The 15,815-nt window shown below is 65.3% G+C and carries 15 protein-coding genes and 1 tRNA gene; 8 read left to right on the top strand and 8 right to left on the bottom strand.

Annotated features, from left to right (window positions below; all coding sequences use genetic code 11):
- Window positions 1-54: 54 nt before the first annotated feature.
- Both IFT67_RS07300 and IFT67_RS07295 read right to left on the bottom strand, forming a co-directional pair.
- Window positions 55-483 carry an OsmC family protein gene (locus tag IFT67_RS07300; RefSeq protein WP_056065668.1) on the bottom strand — a complete coding sequence of 143 codons (429 nt, stop codon included), beginning with the start codon at window positions 481-483 and terminating at the stop codon, window positions 55-57.
- Window positions 484-589: 106 nt separating this feature from the next.
- Window positions 590-895, bottom strand: coding sequence for a glycine zipper 2TM domain-containing protein (locus tag IFT67_RS07295; protein ID WP_056065671.1), 306 nt, complete (start codon window positions 893-895; stop codon window positions 590-592).
- A gap of 197 nt (window positions 896-1,092) precedes the next feature.
- Between IFT67_RS07295 and IFT67_RS07290 the strand changes: the two genes are divergently transcribed.
- Window positions 1,093-1,731, top strand: coding sequence for a trimeric intracellular cation channel family protein (locus tag IFT67_RS07290; protein WP_192145875.1), 639 nt, complete (start codon window positions 1,093-1,095; stop codon window positions 1,729-1,731).
- Window positions 1,732-2,046: 315 nt separating this feature from the next.
- Here IFT67_RS07290 and IFT67_RS07285 read toward each other — a convergent pair whose 3' ends face one another.
- Together IFT67_RS07285 and sppA are read right to left on the bottom strand one after the other, a co-directional pair.
- Window positions 2,047-2,634, bottom strand: a complete 588-nt coding sequence (locus IFT67_RS07285; protein WP_192145873.1) for a GNAT family N-acetyltransferase — start codon at window positions 2,632-2,634, stop codon at window positions 2,047-2,049.
- Window positions 2,634-4,580: a signal peptide peptidase SppA gene (sppA, locus tag IFT67_RS07280; protein WP_192145871.1), complete on the bottom strand. Its 1,947-nt coding sequence runs from the start codon at window positions 4,578-4,580 to the stop codon at window positions 2,634-2,636. The genes IFT67_RS07285 and sppA overlap by 1 nt, the downstream gene beginning before the upstream one ends.
- 484 nt (window positions 4,581-5,064) lie before the next feature.
- Here sppA and groES point away from each other — a divergent pair, with 484 nt between their 5' ends.
- The 7 genes from groES (at window position 5,065) to IFT67_RS07245 (ending at window position 10,513) form a co-directional block, all read left to right on the top strand.
- Window positions 5,065-5,352: a co-chaperone GroES gene (groES, locus tag IFT67_RS07275; RefSeq protein WP_056052039.1), complete on the top strand. Its 288-nt coding sequence runs from the start codon at window positions 5,065-5,067 to the stop codon at window positions 5,350-5,352.
- Window positions 5,353-5,472: 120 nt separating this feature from the next.
- On the top strand, window positions 5,473-7,116 hold the full coding sequence (groL, locus tag IFT67_RS07270) for a chaperonin GroEL (protein ID WP_056065680.1): 1,644 nt from the start codon (window positions 5,473-5,475) through the stop codon (window positions 7,114-7,116).
- Between the two features lie 265 nt (window positions 7,117-7,381).
- The gene (locus tag IFT67_RS07265) at window positions 7,382-7,807 is read left to right on the top strand and encodes a globin family protein (RefSeq protein ID WP_107963807.1); all 426 of its coding nucleotides are present in this window, start codon (window positions 7,382-7,384) and stop codon (window positions 7,805-7,807) included.
- The gene (locus IFT67_RS07260) at window positions 7,804-8,571 is read left to right on the top strand and encodes a methyl-accepting chemotaxis protein (protein WP_192145869.1); all 768 of its coding nucleotides are present in this window, start codon (window positions 7,804-7,806) and stop codon (window positions 8,569-8,571) included. Before IFT67_RS07265 ends, IFT67_RS07260 begins: the two co-directional genes overlap by 4 nt.
- A gap of 76 nt (window positions 8,572-8,647) precedes the next feature.
- Window positions 8,648-9,601 (top strand): sigma factor-like helix-turn-helix DNA-binding protein, encoded by a 954-nt coding sequence (locus IFT67_RS07255; protein ID WP_192145867.1) that lies wholly within the window; start codon window positions 8,648-8,650, stop codon window positions 9,599-9,601.
- A gap of 34 nt (window positions 9,602-9,635) precedes the next feature.
- Window positions 9,636-10,094 carry a hypothetical protein gene (locus tag IFT67_RS07250; protein WP_192145865.1) on the top strand — a complete coding sequence of 153 codons (459 nt, stop codon included), beginning with the start codon at window positions 9,636-9,638 and terminating at the stop codon, window positions 10,092-10,094.
- Window positions 10,095-10,114: 20 nt separating this feature from the next.
- Entirely contained in the window at window positions 10,115-10,513 is a 399-nt protein-coding gene (locus tag IFT67_RS07245; RefSeq protein WP_192145863.1) for a winged helix DNA-binding protein, read from the top strand.
- 2 nt (window positions 10,514-10,515) lie between these two features.
- Here IFT67_RS07245 and IFT67_RS07240 read toward each other — a convergent pair.
- From IFT67_RS07240 to IFT67_RS07225, 4 genes are all read right to left on the bottom strand, one after another.
- Window positions 10,516-10,589: transfer RNA gene (locus IFT67_RS07240), tRNA-Gly, on the bottom strand.
- 130 nt (window positions 10,590-10,719) lie between these two features.
- On the bottom strand, window positions 10,720-13,014 hold the full coding sequence (locus tag IFT67_RS07235; RefSeq protein WP_244647292.1) for a glycoside hydrolase family 31 protein: 2,295 nt from the start codon (window positions 13,012-13,014) through the stop codon (window positions 10,720-10,722).
- Between the two features lie 200 nt (window positions 13,015-13,214).
- Window positions 13,215-14,342, bottom strand: a complete 1,128-nt coding sequence (locus IFT67_RS07230; protein WP_192145859.1) for a glycoside hydrolase family 68 protein — start codon at window positions 14,340-14,342, stop codon at window positions 13,215-13,217.
- Window positions 14,343-14,428: 86 nt separating this feature from the next.
- Window positions 14,429-15,769, bottom strand: a complete 1,341-nt coding sequence (locus tag IFT67_RS07225; RefSeq protein ID WP_192145857.1) for an MFS transporter — start codon at window positions 15,767-15,769, stop codon at window positions 14,429-14,431.
- Window positions 15,770-15,815: the final 46 nt, after the last annotated feature.

Here is a 15,815-nt window from a genome sequence, read left to right as displayed (position 1 = left end):
CAAGAAGGGCCCGGCGTTTCCACCGGGCCCTCCAATCGCAAACACGCAACATCTTTATGCGGCGAGATTATGCTCCAGCGTGATCTCGGCGTTGAGCACCTTCGACACCGGGCAGTTCGCCTTGGCGTCCGCGGCGATCGCCTCGAACTCCTCCTTCGAGATGCCGTCGACCTTGGCGTTCAGCGTCAGCGCCGACTTGGTGATCTTGAACCCGTCGCCATCCTTGTCGAGCGTCACCTTGGCGGACGTTTCGAGCGTGCCCGCCTCATACCCCTTGCCGGCGAGCGCGAAGCTCAGCGCCATCGTGAAGCACGATGCATGCGCGGCTGCGATCAGCTCCTCGGGGTTGGTGCCGGGCTCGTTCTCGAACCGCGTGTTGAAGCCGTAAGGGCTGTCGGACAGCACGCCCGACTGGGTCGAGACATGGCCCTTGCCGCTCTTGCCGAGGCCTTCATACTTTGCCGAACCGCTGCGTGTGGTCATCGTTTTGATCCTTCATCGGACAAGAAAAAAGGCGCCGCGGTTTCCCACGACGCCCTTCCACAACGCGCAACTACCGAAATAGCGGCATTGATTTAGCCGATGAGTGTCAGCGGCAACGACGGTTGTTGTTGCTCGTGCCCTTGTCGATCGCGCGACCGGCGAGGCCACCGAGAACGGCGCCGCCCAGCGTGCCGACCGTGCGGTCGCCGCGGGTGTCGACCGTGCGGCCGAGCAGTGCGCCACCGACGCCGCCGATGATCGTGCCGGTCGTGCCGTTGCTCTTCTTGCAATAGACGCGGCCGTCACGACCACGCCATTCGCGACGATCGCGCGCATCTGCGGCCGAAACCGGCACGAGGACGGTCGGCAGGACCATTGCGCTGAGGCCCATGGCCAGAACGAACTTACGCATGATGTAACTCCCTAGTGAATTGATCTGCTGATGTAACGATGACCCTATACCGCCAGTTGCATGAACCGAAAACAACACCGCGTTCATGCTGGCGTTCATCTTCGCGGCCGGTATTCGAGCCACTGCGTTTTCGGCGCGAGCGACGTCATTCCGCGGTCCCGCTTTACGCTGGAAGGCAGGCCGGTTACGCCGCCGCGATGTTGCCCGTGCCCTTGCCCGTCGAGATCCTGCCCGTCGCCGCGCCGTGGTTCGACTTGGCCGGGCTCGCCGTGTTCGCCGCGTCGGGTGCGCTCGCCGCGGCCAAGCGCGGCCAGACCTTCGTGACGCTGGTGTTCTTCGGGCTGATCACCGGCGTCGGCGGCGGCACCGTGCGCGACCTGCTGATCGGCGCGCCGGTGTTCTGGGTACACGACGCACGCGCCGCGAGCGTGTGCCTGGGCATGGCGCTGCTGATCTGGGTGACGCCCGAGCGGTGGTGGAAGGACGAAGCGCTCGGCTGGTTCGACGCGGTCGGGCTTGCGGCGTACGCGGTGTACGGCGCGGCGAAGGCGCTCGGCTATGGCGTGCCACCCGTGCCCGCGGCGCTGATGGGGGTGATGACCGCGTGCGTCGGCGGTATCATCCGCGACGTGCTGGCAGGCGAACCGTCGATCCTGATGCGGCCGGAGCTGTACGTGACCGCGGCGGCGTTGGCGGCGGCGAGTTACGTCGGGCTGGTGTTGCTGGGCGTGCCGCTTGCTTTGGCGGCGGTTATCGCGGCGAGTGCCGGGTTTACGCTGCGCGCGGCCGCGATCCGCTTTCACCTTGCGCTGCCGGCATATGGTGGGCGCCGCTAACCTCCTGGCGCGCTAACAGTTTGTTTCCCCGCGAAGGCGGGGACCCAGTCTGGGCTCCCGCCTTCGCGGGAGAACAAGGAGGGGAGGGCGGTGGTTGGGCTTGAACCGACAGCTACCACTCGTCGGCCTGATCTCTGCTCATTGGAGAAAGCACCTCTCAACACCGCCACCACCCCGGCGAAGGCCGGGGCCCAATTGGGGACGTTGCTGACGACGGATCGCGCTACATTACGATAACCTCACCAATTGGGCCCCGGCCTTCGCCGGGGTGGTGTGGGTGTTCGCGCGAGCCTTCTATAATGAGGCGCGGAAGCTTTACCCCCGTACAACCCCAACATCCGCAAACCGCCGCGGCTCCACCGGGGGCACCGAAGGCTCGTTCAGCTCGCACTGCCAATGCCCGACATCGATCCACTGCCCGTTCTTGTACCCGACCTCGCGGTACACCCCGGCCCGCCGGAACCCGACCGCCTCATGCAGCTTGATCGACGAATCGTTCGGCAACGCGATCGCCCCGATCGCCTGCGTAAACCCCTGAGCCCGCAGCGTATCGATCAACGCCTCGTACAACAGCCGCCCCGCACCCTGTCGCTGCGCCGCATCCGCAACATACACCGTGGTCTCGCACGCAAACCGGTACGCCTCGCGCTTGTGGAACGCCGACGCATAGGCGTAGGCCAGCACGCCACCCTCGGAGCCGATCGTCGCGACCAGCCACGGGTACAGCCCGTCCGACGCCGCCATCCGCGCGCGCATCTGCCGCGCATCGGGCGCCTCGGTCTCGAACGACACCGTCCCGACCAGCACGTGCGGCGCATAGATCGCGGCGATCGATGCGGCATCCTCGGGGACCGCCGCGCGGATGACGATCCCGCCGCCGTTGCCAGTTGCGGGGGTCGCCATCAGAACCCGATCCGTGCCAGGAGCAGGTCGAGCAGCTTGGCATCGCCGATACCCGCGGTCGTCGGCCCCATCCCGCCGCACTCGAGGCAACGCGCCTGGATCGAACCCGAGGTCGCCAGCCGCTTCATGTCACCCACCGCGCGCGCGAGCATCTGGCGTCGGTCCGCCGCGACATGCGCGAACGCATCGCCGCCGCCTGCATCGTCGTCATCGCCGCTGCCACCGAAATCCTGCGCGATCGTCGCGAGGAAGCCCGGCTTCTTCTCCAGATACTCGGCATGCACCTTGGCCGGATCGAGCTTGGCGCGCTTGGCGGCCTCGTCGATCGCGTCCTGCAACGTCCCGAACCGGTCGACCAGCCCGATCTGGCGCGCGGTGTCGCCATCCCAGACGCGACCCTGGCCGATCTCGTTCACCCGCGCCGGTGTCATCTTCCGCGATGCGGCCACGCGCGAGACGAACTGGCGATAGCCGTTCTCGATCCCCGCCTGCGCGATCGCGTCGAACATCGGCGTGGTGCCGCCGGTGATGTCGGGCTGGCCCGACAGCGGCGTGGTCTTCACGCCGTCGCTGGTCACGCCGATCTTGGCGAGCGCGTTCTCGAACGTCGGCACGACCCCGAAAATGCCGATCGAGCCGGTGATCGTGCCGGGCTCGGCGAAGATCACGTCGGCGGGCGTCGACACCCAGTATCCTCCGCTGGCCGCCAGCCCGCCCATCGATACGACCACGGGCAGCTTCTGCCGCTTGGCTTCGAGGATCGCGAGCCGAATCTGCTCCGATGCCATCACCGATCCGCCCGGCGAGTCGACGCGTACGACGAGCGCCTTCAGCGTCTTCTTGGCGAGCCCGTCGAGCACCGCCTTCTCGATCGTCTTGCCCGCCGCCTTGCCGGGGCCGCTCTCGCCGTCGACGATCTCGCCGGCGATCGTCAGCACGCCGATCGAGTCGCCCGCGGTGGGGAGGGGGTTGGCCTTCACCCAGGCGTCGTACTTGATCGCGGTGTAGTTGCCCGCCGGCTTGTTCGCGTCGCTGCCGGCGATCTCCGCCACGCGCCGCCCGAAGCTGGTCCGATCGCCGAGCTTGTCGACGATGCCCGCGCGCAGGTTCGCCTCGGCGATGTTGCCGTTCGCCGCGAGGATGATCTTGTCGGGTGCGCTCATGAACTGCGCGATCTGTGCCTTGGGGCGTGCTTTCGCGACGGCCTCGCGCCACTGGGCGAACAACGTGCCGTACAGCGCGGTGCTCGCCGCCTTCGCGTCCTCGCTCTGGTCCGCCCGCGTGTAGGGCTCGACGAACGACTTGTAGCGACCGACGCGGTAGACGTGCGCGTTGACGCCGAGCTTGTCGATCAGGCCCTTGTAATAGAGCTGGTTGCCGCCCGGCCCCATGAAGATCGTGCCACCCAGCGGGTTGACCCAGATCTCGCTCGCGTTCGCCGCCAGACGGTAGCCGCCATCGGTGTACGCGGTTGCGTAAGCCAGCACCGGCTTGCCGCTCGCACGCACCCGCGCCAGCGCATCGCCGACCTCGCCGAGGGCTGCCGGGTACGCACCACCGAAGCTGTCGAGATCGAGCACGACCACTTTGACGCGCGCATCGGTGCGTGCGGTGTCGATCGAGCGGACCACGTCGCGCAGGCGAAACTGCCGCGTCCGGCTCTGCCCCGACAGTGCGGCGAACGCGGCCTGCTCCTCGGGCTGCTCGACGATCGAGCCGTTCAGGTCGAGCACCAGCGCGCCATCCTTGATCGCCGTCGTGCTCTGCCGCGCGTTGAGCGCCGCGAAGATCAGTCCGAAGAACAGCAACATCGCGATCAGGACGAGCGCGTCCTTGATCGCCACGAGGAACTTCCACACACCTCGCACGAGCCGCCATTTCTTCCGCGGTGGGCGGGCAGGGTCGACATAAGAGGGGGCGTAGGACGGCGCAGCGGTATCGGTCATGGCACGAGAGCTAGAGCAACGCGGCGCACAGGTAAATGCCCTGTATTACGCGTCCAACACAGGAGCGGTTCAAGCCAGCCCATCTACCCCAATCACCACGCAATCCCCCTCCCGCTTGCGGGAGGGGTTAGGGGAGGGGAGTCCCACGAACGCTTAACCCGAGAAACCCCTCCCCCGACCCCTCCCGCAAGCGGAAGGGGAGCAGAAGGCAGCATCGACCCAACTCTCCTAGTTCTCCTGCGCACGCAGGAGCCCAGGATACCAAGCACCGCCCTCCGTCACCCTGGACTCCTGCGTGCGCAGGAGAACGGCAGTGCTGTCGTTCAACGACCTCAGCCACGATGCCCGAATACCACGCCCGCCCGAAAAAATTTCACTCCCGGAACCTTTGACATGCCGCACCCCGAGGCACATATGCCGTCCGTTGGCACTCGATAACCTCGAGTGCCAGAAATCTGTCACAATCCAAAAGGACATGGACCCCATGAACTTTCGTCCATTGCATGATCGCGTGCTGGTGAAGCGCCTCGAAGCCGAAGAGAAGACGGCTGGCGGCATCATCATCCCCGACACCGCCAAGGAAAAGCCGCAGGAAGGCGAAGTCGTCGCCATCGGCACCGGCACTCGCGCCGAGAACGGCACGATCACCCCGCTCGACGTCAAGACCGGCGACAAGATCCTGTTCGGCAAGTGGTCGGGCACCGAGGTCAAGGTCGACGGTGAAGACCTGCTGATCATGAAGGAATCGGACATTCTCGGCATCGTCGGTTGACCCGACGGGCTCGGGATCGTCGGAATCATGCTGACGTGAACGGGCCGAGAAATGCTGGCCGCGAATTCTGCGCCAGCGTCTGCACTTCCTGTACTTCACTTTTTTGAAAGGGCAGCTGACATGGCTTCCAAGGACGTAAAATTCGGTCGTGACGCGCGTGAGCGCATCCTCCGCGGCGTCGACATCCTCGCCGATGCAGTCAAGGTGACCTTGGGCCCCAAGGGCCGCAACGTCGTCATCGACAAGAGCTTCGGCGCACCGCGCATCACCAAGGACGGCGTCACCGTCGCCAAGGAGATCGAGCTCAAGGACAAGTTCGAGAACATGGGTGCGCAGATGCTGCGCGAAGTGGCCTCGAAGACCAACGACATCGCTGGTGACGGCACCACCACCGCGACGGTTCTGGCGCAGGCCATCGTTCGCGAGGGCATGAAGTCGGTCGCAGCGGGCATGAACCCGATGGACCTGAAGCGCGGCATCGATCTCGCCGTCATCAAGGTCGTCGAGGACGTCAAGGCGCGTTCGAAGCCGGTTTCGGGTTCGAAGGAAGTGGCGCAGGTCGGCATCATCTCGGCAAACGGCGACCGTGAAGTCGGCGAGAAGATCGCCGAAGCCATGGAGAAGGTCGGCAAGGAAGGCGTGATCACCGTCGAGGAAGCGAAGGGTCTCGAATTCGAGCTCGACGTCGTCGAGGGCATGCAGTTCGACCGCGGCTATCTGTCGCCATACTTCATCACCAACCCCGAGAAGATGACCGTCGAGCTTCAGGATCCCTACATCCTGATCCACGAGAAGAAGCTGTCGAACCTGCAGGCGATGCTCCCGATCCTGGAAGCCGTCGTCCAGTCGGGTCGTCCGCTCCTGATCATCGCAGAAGACATCGAGGGTGAGGCTCTGGCCACGCTCGTCGTCAACAAGCTGCGCGGCGGCCTGAAGGTCGCAGCGGTCAAGGCACCGGGCTTCGGCGATCGTCGCAAGGCGATGCTCGAGGACATCGCGATCCTGACCAAGGGCGAGATGATCTCGGAAGACCTCGGCATCAAGCTCGAGACCGTCACGCTCGGCATGCTCGGCACCGCCAAGCGCGTCACGATCGACAAGGACAACACCGTCATCGTCGATGGTGCCGGCGATCACGACACGATCAAGGGCCGCACCGAAGCGATCCGCCAGCAGATCGAGAACACGACCAGCGACTACGACAAGGAGAAGCTCCAGGAGCGTCTCGCCAAGCTTGCCGGTGGCGTTGCCGTGATCAAGGTCGGTGGCTCGTCTGAAGTTGAGGTCAAGGAGCGCAAGGACCGCGTCGACGACGCGCTGCACGCAACCCGCGCAGCCGTCGAAGAAGGCATCGTCCCCGGCGGCGGTACGGCTCTGCTGTACGCAACCAAGGCGCTTGATGGCCTCGAGGGTGCGAACGACGACCAGACGCGCGGTATCGACATCGTGCGGAAGTCGCTGACGGCTCTGGTTCGCCAGATCGCGCAGAACGCCGGTCATGACGGTGCGGTTGTTTCGGGCAAGCTGCTCGACGGTAACGACACGTCGATCGGCTTCAACGCCGCGACCGACACGTACGAGAACCTGGTGGAAGCCGGCGTGATCGATCCGACCAAGGTCGTCCGCACCGCGCTGCAGAACGCAGCATCGGTCGCAGGCCTGCTGATCACGACCGAAGCGGCCGTGAGCGAAATGGCCGAAGACAAGCCCGCCATGCCCATGGGCGGCGGCGGCATGGGCGGCATGGGCGGCATGGACTTCTGATTTTCGACCGGGGCAGGGCAACCTGCCCCGGACAGAAAATCAGAACGGCCGGCGGGCTGGGCGGCGCAAGCCCCCAGTCCCGTCCGACGAAAAGAGCCGGCTTCGCCGGTCCTCCGTTCCGACCAAGACGACCAGCGAAAAAGCCGGCAGAGGATCATCCTCGCCGGCTTTTTTGTGCCCGTTCGCGATCGAACACTCCGGCCTTTTCACCTCGTTAACCTTCGCCGCCTACGCATCCTTTCGAGGCATAAAGGATGTGATTACAATGGACTCCCGGCAGATAAATCTCGTCCAGGACAGCTTCATCCACGTCCTGCCGATCCCCGATGCAGTCGCCGCCGCGTTCTACGCCCGGCTTTTCCAGCTCGCTCCGGATACCCGTCCGCTGTTCCGCGGCGACATGGTCGAACAGGGCCGAAAGCTCGTCCTGACTCTGGCGTCGGTGGTGGATTCGCTCGACCGGCTCGACGAACTCCTCCCGGTCGCGCGCGAGCTTGCGATCCGGCATGTCGGCTACGGCGTGCTCGATCGCCACTATGCGGTGGTCGGCGCCGCGCTGCTCGATACGCTGGCCGTGCAGCTCGGCGATCTGTTCGATACGGCTACGCACGATGCATGGGCTGCGGCCTACACGATACTCGCCGACGCGATGATCGAGGCGGGCCACGCCGCCGCGCGCAAATCGGCATGATCCCAGCGGCCGCCGCGGTTCCGACAGGCACGCCTGCGTCGGTCGTTCCGCACGCGGCGCTCGATGCCGTGGCCGCGCGGCTGTCCGACGTCGCGTCGATGGTCAGCCAGGAAGCCGCGGCCGCGACCGACATGGTACGGCTGGCGGCGGAGGACATGCGCCAGATCGCCGCGCTGGTCGTCGAACTCGATACCGCCGCGACACTGGTCGAACGCAACGTCCGCAAGCAGTTGAAGCTGCTCGCCCGCGCGCAACGGCTCGCGGCGGATCACATGCCGCTGTTCGATACGCTGGGCGAGACCGCGGACAGCATCCTCGTGATCTCCGGCACCATCGGCGGCATCGCGGCACGCAGCCGTCTTCTTGCGCTCAACGCCCGGATCGAGGCGGCACGACAGGATGGTCATGGCGGCGGCTTCGCAGCGGTCGCGGCCGAGATGACCGTTCTGTCCGCGCAGACGATGACGGCGACGGCCGATATCGACGCACGCACCGGTGCGGTCGGCGATCACGTGGCGCAGGTGCGCGGCGCGTTCGCCGACAGCAGCGCGCTGATCGATCACGAACGTGACATGATCGAGGGTATCGCCGATACCGCGCAGGATCAGCGCCGCAACGCCGGAACGGCTGCCTCACTCACGGGCGAGGCGGTCGACCGGATCGATGCCGCCGCCACGATCATCGGGCGCGTCGCGTCGGCCGCCACGACCGTCAACGTCATTGCCCGCCAACTGAGCCGCGTCGCCGCCGCATCGAGCCGCTGACGGTCGGGCAAAATCGTTGATGCGGTGAGGCCGGATAGACAGTGCAACCGCTTCGCGTTCGCGCTACCCTCCCGGCATGACCGCAGGACGTATCGATCAGTTGACCGAAGCCCAGCGCGCGTGCCTGCGGCTCGTGCTGACGCATCACAATTCGAAGGAGATCGCGGCGATCTTCGGGGTGTCGCCGTCCGCGATCGACAAGCGAATCGAGCGCGCCATCCAGATCCTTGGCGTCGGCACGCGGTTCGAGGCAGCGCGGCGGCTGCAGGAGCATGAGCACGAGCGTGGCGAAGGCGACGACATCGTCCTGACCCGCGCCGCCCCGCCGTCCGAACAGCCTTTGCCGACGTACGAACGGCTACCATCCGAACCAATCGACGTTCCCATCCCCCCGTCCCACGCCCCAAGGACCGGTCAGACCGAGCCGTGGGGGCTTGTTCGCCGCTTCTTCGGAATCTCCGAAGTAGGTGGATCGACGGGAGTGGCGCGCAATCGGTTTTCGGTTGGCGACAGGATAGTCAGACTGATCGCACTCATGGGCCTGATCGCCGTCACGTCGATGGCGCTCGTGAACATGGCGATGACGCTGACCAGCCTGTTGCGATCGAACCGAGACCGCAGCGCTCCCGTACACGGCTCCGCAACGACGGCGCCAACGGGGAGAACGATGATGCTGAAACAACGACGAGACGCGACCGACAAGGTCACCCTGGATTTCCTCAAGGCCGAGGCTGCCGTCGATCACGCGGCAATGCTCGCGGCCTCGTGCGTATCGACGCTGTTGCAACAGCGTGTCGCCGCCAACCTGCCGGTCGGCACCGGCGTTGCCGCGTTGCAGATGATATCGCAGGCGTCGCTCGACATCATCAATGCCCGCCAGCGCTTCGTCGAGGCGCATCGCGCGCTGGTCGACGTCCGTGCCGAGATCGGGCTCGGGCAGTTCTACGGATACGGCGACACCGCGGAATGTCCGCCCAACGAAGGCGCGTTGCGAGCGGAGACTCCGGTTCGCCTTGCGGCAGTGGCCTGAACGGCCGGTTTCGGTCCTGCTTTGGAGGTAAGAGTTGGATCGGGTCTGGCTGTTCTACGCGATACAGGTGGCCGCATCCGGCTATGCGCTCCTGCGGGGCGGAGCACCGGAGCGACTGACGGGGTTGGCCTTGCTGGTCGCGGCACTGTCGACCGGTTTCGTCCAGCGGACCATCCCCGTCCTGTTCGCAGGCGTGGAGAGCGGCGTGATGATCGTCGACTTGATCCTGCTGGCGGTGCTGATCGCGATCACGCTCAAGGCCGATCGGTTCTGGCCGGCCTGGGCCACCGCGCTCCACGCGTTGGGGACGGGGGCTCATCTGGCCCGGGCGATCAGTCCTGACGTGATCCGGCTCGTCTACGCGGTCCTTTCCGCGGCCTGGAGCTACCCCATCGTCCTGCTTCTCGTGATCGGGACAGTCAGGCACTCGCGCAGGATCCGGGCCCATGGCTCGGATCTCGACTGGAGTCGCCAGGACCCGACCTTCCGCTGAAGCATATTCGGAAGACGTATATGACTTACGCAATTGCCATGGCGCCCATTGCCGCTCAGCGTACAGCTTCGCTCGGCGTATCGCCGCTGGTGTTGGTCGATATGGCCAAACGGCTGTACGAGCTTCGCAAGGTGCGCGGCACGTTGCTCGGCGAGGCGCTGTTCTCGGAGCCGGCCTGGGACATCCTGCTGGATCTGTTCATTTCCGATCACGAGCGGCGCCAGCTCAGCGTATCCGCGGTCTGCATCGGTGCGCGCGCGCCGTCGGCCACCGCGCTACGCTATCTGACGATGCTCCAAGATGCCGACTTGGTCGAACGCACGCGAGACGAACGCGACGGCCGCCGATCGCACGTCCAACTCACCGCGTTGGGTAGACGTCGCATGACGAGTCTTCTCGGGCGCCTGATCGAAGAATAGGGTGGAGCGGGTAACGGGAATCGAACCCGTGTATTCAGCTTGGAAGGCTGCTGTACTACCATTGTACTATACCCGCGAAGCCGGCGTTGCCGTGGCTTTGCGTCTCCGCTGTCGAAGCGAGAGTGCGTAGTCGGCGATAGCGTGCGGCAATCGTCCGTGCAAGCCATGAGGATGGCGCTTGAATCCCGCGCCATCCTTGCCGTGCGCTACCGTACGGCCGGGGTTGGCTGACGTGGCGCCACGATCTTCACCAACGTCTTGATGTCCTGCCGCGTGGGCAATGCGCCCGACGCCGTCAGCGTCCCGGACGCGTCGTTCCAGCGGAGGACTGCGCTCGATCCGCCACCCTTCTTGTAGCCATTGGTCACGCCGTCGTCGTCGTACAGCGTGAAGCTCGCGTCGCGGCCCGGATAGACCTTGATCGTCTCGAGCGCCTGCTTCGTCGCCGTGCTTGGCACCTGCACGCCCATCGGCACAATCGATCCCGCGCGGACGAACAGCGGGATGCGGTCAATCGGAGCCGCGGCGACGATCGTCTGACCGCCGGCATATCGCTGATCGGTCCAATAATCATACCATTCGGACCCGGCCGGGAGGTAGACCTTGCGGGCAGTGGCGCCCTGTTCCGTAACCGGTGCGACCAGGAAGGCCGGGCCGAACATATACTCGTCGCCGATCGTCGCGACGGCGGGGTCGTTCGGGAAGTCCATGAACAGCGCGCGCATGAACGGCGCACCCGTCTTGTAGGTCTGATAGCCGAGCGAATAGATGTACGGGATCAGCGAATATCGCAGCTTCAGGAAGCCGGCGAGCACCGGTTCGGCTGCCGCACCATATTCCCAGATCGCCGTCGCCGGACGCTGGCCGTGAATGCGCAGGGTCGGCGTGAAGCTGTTATACGCAAACCAGCGCGTGAACAGTTCGGGATAGTCGGTGTAGCTCGGCGACATCGCGGTCGCACCCGCCGGATCGAGCAACGGCGCATGCTCAGCCTTCGGCCCGTTCGGGTACTGCCATCCGCCCGTATCGCTGCTCCAATAGGCCATGCCGGTCGCGGTAAAGCCGAGCCCCGCAGGAACCTGGCGGTGCAAGGTTTCCCATGTTGCCTGCACATCCGACGACCAGAACAGCGCGCCGTTACGCTGCGTGCCCAGATACGCCGCACGCGCGAGGATCAGGTTGCGGAAGTCGGGCCGGTCGCGCGCGGAGCCTTCCGCGACGCTGCGGGTGTGCACGAGCGGATAGAGGTTGTGATAGCGATCGCCCGACCCGATCGAGAAGAAATTGCCGTCCGGCACGAGGTCCGGCTCGGTCTCGTCGAGCCAGAACCAGTCGAAGCCCTGGCTCGCGATATTGTCGCGGATCCGATCCCAGAACCAGCCTCGCGCATCCGGGTTGGTCGAATCGAGCAGCGCACCGGCACGATCAGAGCGGATCGGCAGGCCGTCCACGACACCGCCGTCCTTGTCCTTCAACAGCCATCCCTTGGTGCCGAGGAAATTGAAATAGCGCGATTCCTTCTCGAACCGCGGCCACACGCTGATGATCGAATGCATGCCCATGCTCTTGAGCGTGTCGTTCATGCCCATGGGATCGGGGAAATAGGTCCGATCGATGTCGAGCTGCCCCATCCGCGACCAGTAGAACCAGTCGAGCACCATCACGTCGAGCGGCAGGCCGCGCTTGCGATAGCCGTTGGCGACACCGAGCAGTTCGGCCTGAGTCTCGTAGCGCGCCTTCGACTGGATCAGCCCGAAAGCGGCCTTTGGCGGTAGCGGCGTCGCGCCGGTCAGCTTGGCATAGCCGGCGTAAAGTTCGTCGGTGGAGTCGCCGGTGATGACAAAGAACGACACGCGCTCGCCGACGTTCGACTGCCAGTGCGTCGAATTCGACAGGCCGGGCGAGACGGTGGTCGCCGCCGCATTGTCCCAGACGATGCCGTAGCCCTTGTTGGTCACCATGAACGGCACGCACACCGTTTCGCCCGCCGGCGCGTCGTAATTGTGGCGGCAATCGATCGTGCGGCCCTTGAGATCCAGGACACCTTCCTGGTTCTGGCCGAGCCCGTAATAATGCTCGTTCGGCTGCACCGCGAAGCTTGCGCCGACGCGGAACGTCTTCTCGCCGTTGACGGTCTGCGGTGACATCTCCCAGCCGGTCATCTCGGCGATCACGCGACCGTCGGGCTTGCGCACCGCGATCGACACCGGCGGGAGCGACGGCGCGAAGTAACGCTCCATCTGGCTAGGCGCCTTCGGCCATGGCTGTGCGTTGACGGTCAGCGATACCGCACCGGAGGCGAACACGTCACCGCTGGCGTCGGTGCGGTGCGTCCAGCCACTCGCGTCGGGTTTGGCGTTGGGGCCTTCGCCCGGCGGCGCGTCGGCGAGCGTGCGGTCGAGCGAGATAGTTACGCGGACGATGTTGGGCGCGTAGGGCTCGATGGCGACCAAGCTGCCGTTGCGGTCGAGCGTCGCTAACGGGTCGGCGTTCGCCTGCATCGCAATCGCAGACGTCAGGCACGTACCGGCCAGCAGGAGGCGCGCGGCGGAAAGGAAAGTCGGCATAGGGTCGGGGTTTCCGTCAACGGGGAGACGCGAGCGCGTGCAATGGTCACGCGCGAACATGCTCGTTTCGCGGTCGGAATGCCAGAACGACGTGGTCGTATAAATGAGCGCGGTTGGGCTCTCGCGGGTGAATCTTACGGAGCGGAGACGATCGCCGCGGTGTCGCCGTTCAGCGCCAGGCGGAACGACGGTGCCACCGTGCCGCCGAACTTCGTGCGGCGAAGCGAAGCGCTGACCGTAGCGTCGGCCCCGCCCAGATCGGCGTAGTCGACGAAGCTGATTACCTCGAGTTCCCCCGTGACCCACCAGCAATAGGCCTGGAAAGGCTCGGTGGAAGGATTGGCTGCGACCAAGCCGGAACCGTTCAACGGTCGCCAAGGTCCCGAAATCGCGTCGGCGACCATACCGTATAATCCGGTTGGTGCATCGACCCCTGCGGCGAACCGCTTCGCCTGGGTCGACCAGAACAGATAATAGAGATTCTTGTGCAGCACGATATGCGGCCGTTCGAGTTCGCTGTTGACGCCGATCGCGTGGACGAGTGGCGACCGCAGGCTCCAGTTCGCGCTGCCGATGGCGCGCGCGGCGACTCCGATCACACCGTCGTCCACCGCATCGACCCAACCAGCGGACCCCGCGAACAGCAGATACTCGGTGCCATCGGCTGGGTCCTGGAAATAGCCGGGGTCGCGGAAACCCTTGATCCTGCCGTCGACCGCCTCGCGTTGGTCCGCCTGCCGATAGAGAGCGCCGTCCGCCGCGATCGATTCGATCGGCGCGCTCCAGTCGACGATCCGGCCGTCGACGAACCGCCCGCGTGTCTCAAACAGGCGTTGTTCGAAGCTGCGAGGTTCACCGCGACGCCCGGCGGCCGTCAGATACATCATCAGCGTCTCGCCATCGTCGTCGAGTACCGCGGAGCCGGACCATTCGCGACTGCCCGGCGTGAACCCGTCGGCAAACACATCGCCATGATCGCGCCAGCCATCGGCGCCCAAGCTGGTCAGGCGGATGCGCGCGGCGTCGTGGCGGTCCTCGGGATCGTCGAACTGCGGTGTGGCCAGGAAGAACCACCAGCTACGATCGTCGACGATCGCGGTGCGGCCGTCGCGGTACGCGATCGGCCACATGTCCCACAGGTCGTGACCGGGTACGATCGCTACGATGTCGGCAGCCGTTATGACCGGCAGCGCGGCGTTCGACTGCGCAGCAATGCGGTCCAGCATGTCGACGGACCAGGGGGTGATGGTGGTGGCGGGCATGGGAATCCTGGAGTCGATGAGGAGAGGTCGCGAAGCGATTTCGAGCGCTTCGGCGGGAAGCGGGTCGGGCTGTCGTTGAGCGTGCGTCAAAGGCGCGTCGCGCCGACCGGCAGGCCTTCGCCATTACGCTCGCGGACCGTCCAGACGGCGATTGCGGCGCAGAGCATCAGGATGCCGCACAGCGTCAGCACGTTGCGCGGATCGCCGTTCAGCAGCGGCTCGTAGCAAAACGGCATGGTCGCTGCGAAGACCAGCATCGGGATGACGATCATCATGTTGAAGATCCCCATATAGACGCCGGTCCGCTCGGCCGGGATCGCGCCCGCGAGGATGACGTAGGGGTTGCCCATGATGCTCGCCCAGCCGATGCCGATGCCGATCGCGGGCACGAACAGCAGCGCCTTGTCGGTGATATGCGGCAGCCACATCATGCCGATCCCGGCGAGCACGAGGCACAGCGCGTGCAGGCTCGCCGCGCCCAGTCGCTTCGCCAGCGGGACCATCGCGAATGCCGCGACGAACGCGACGCCGTTGTAGAACGCCGCCATCACGCCGTTGGTCAGCACCGCCGAATGGAATCCGGACGACGTCGCGACCTCGGTGCCATACACCGATCGGCCGATCGAATAGATCACATAGGCCCAGTAGGCGGCCATCGCATACCATTGGAACAGGCTCATCACCGCCAGCCTGCGCATCGCCGGCGGCATGTCGCGGATCGCGGACCCGATTTCTTTCAAGGTCGCGGCCAGCCCCTTCGGCTTGGCCGCGATCCGCGTGCGTTCGGCGAGCGACAACGGCAGTTCGGGTACGCGCCGGATCGACCAGAGGATCGTCGAGAACGACAGCACCGCACCGATCATGAACGCGATGCGCGCAGTGTACGGAATGTTGTGCGCGTCGACCCAATCCTGGTTCATGCCTGCCCAGACGAGCAGCGACGGCGTCAGGAATGCCAGCATCTGCGCAAGGCCGGTGAAAGCGCTCTGCGTCAGGAAGCCGATCTCGTGCTGGTCCTCGTTCAACCGGTCCGAGACATAGGCGCGGTACGGCTCCATGGTGATGTTGTTGCCGGCATCGAGGATCCACAGCATCGATACCGCCATCAGGATCGAATGGCTGAGCGGCATGAAGAACAACCCGAAAGCGCACAGCACCGCGCCGAACAGGAAATAGGGCGTCCGCCGGCCCCAGCGAGAATCCGTTCGGTCGCTGAGTGCGCCGATCAGCGGCTGGATCAGGAGGCCGGTCATCGGGCCCGCCAACTGCAGCAACGGCAGCGAAGCTTCGGACGCGCCAAGATAGCTGTAGATCGGCGCCATGTTGCCCTGTTGCAGTCCGAAGCTGAACTGCAACCCGAGGAACCCCAGGTTCATCTCGAGGATGCGGGCCAGCGAAAGATGCGGCTTGGATTCGGGGGAACGCATGACGGCCATCCTCATTGGCGGAAACGCCCGTCTGCGCGGGGTATGT

The organism is Sphingomonas sp. CFBP 13728 (assembly GCF_014841895.1).
In the GTDB taxonomy this organism is placed as follows: domain Bacteria; phylum Pseudomonadota; class Alphaproteobacteria; order Sphingomonadales; family Sphingomonadaceae; genus Sphingomonas.
This window is presented reverse-complemented; position numbering and strand designations above follow the sequence as displayed.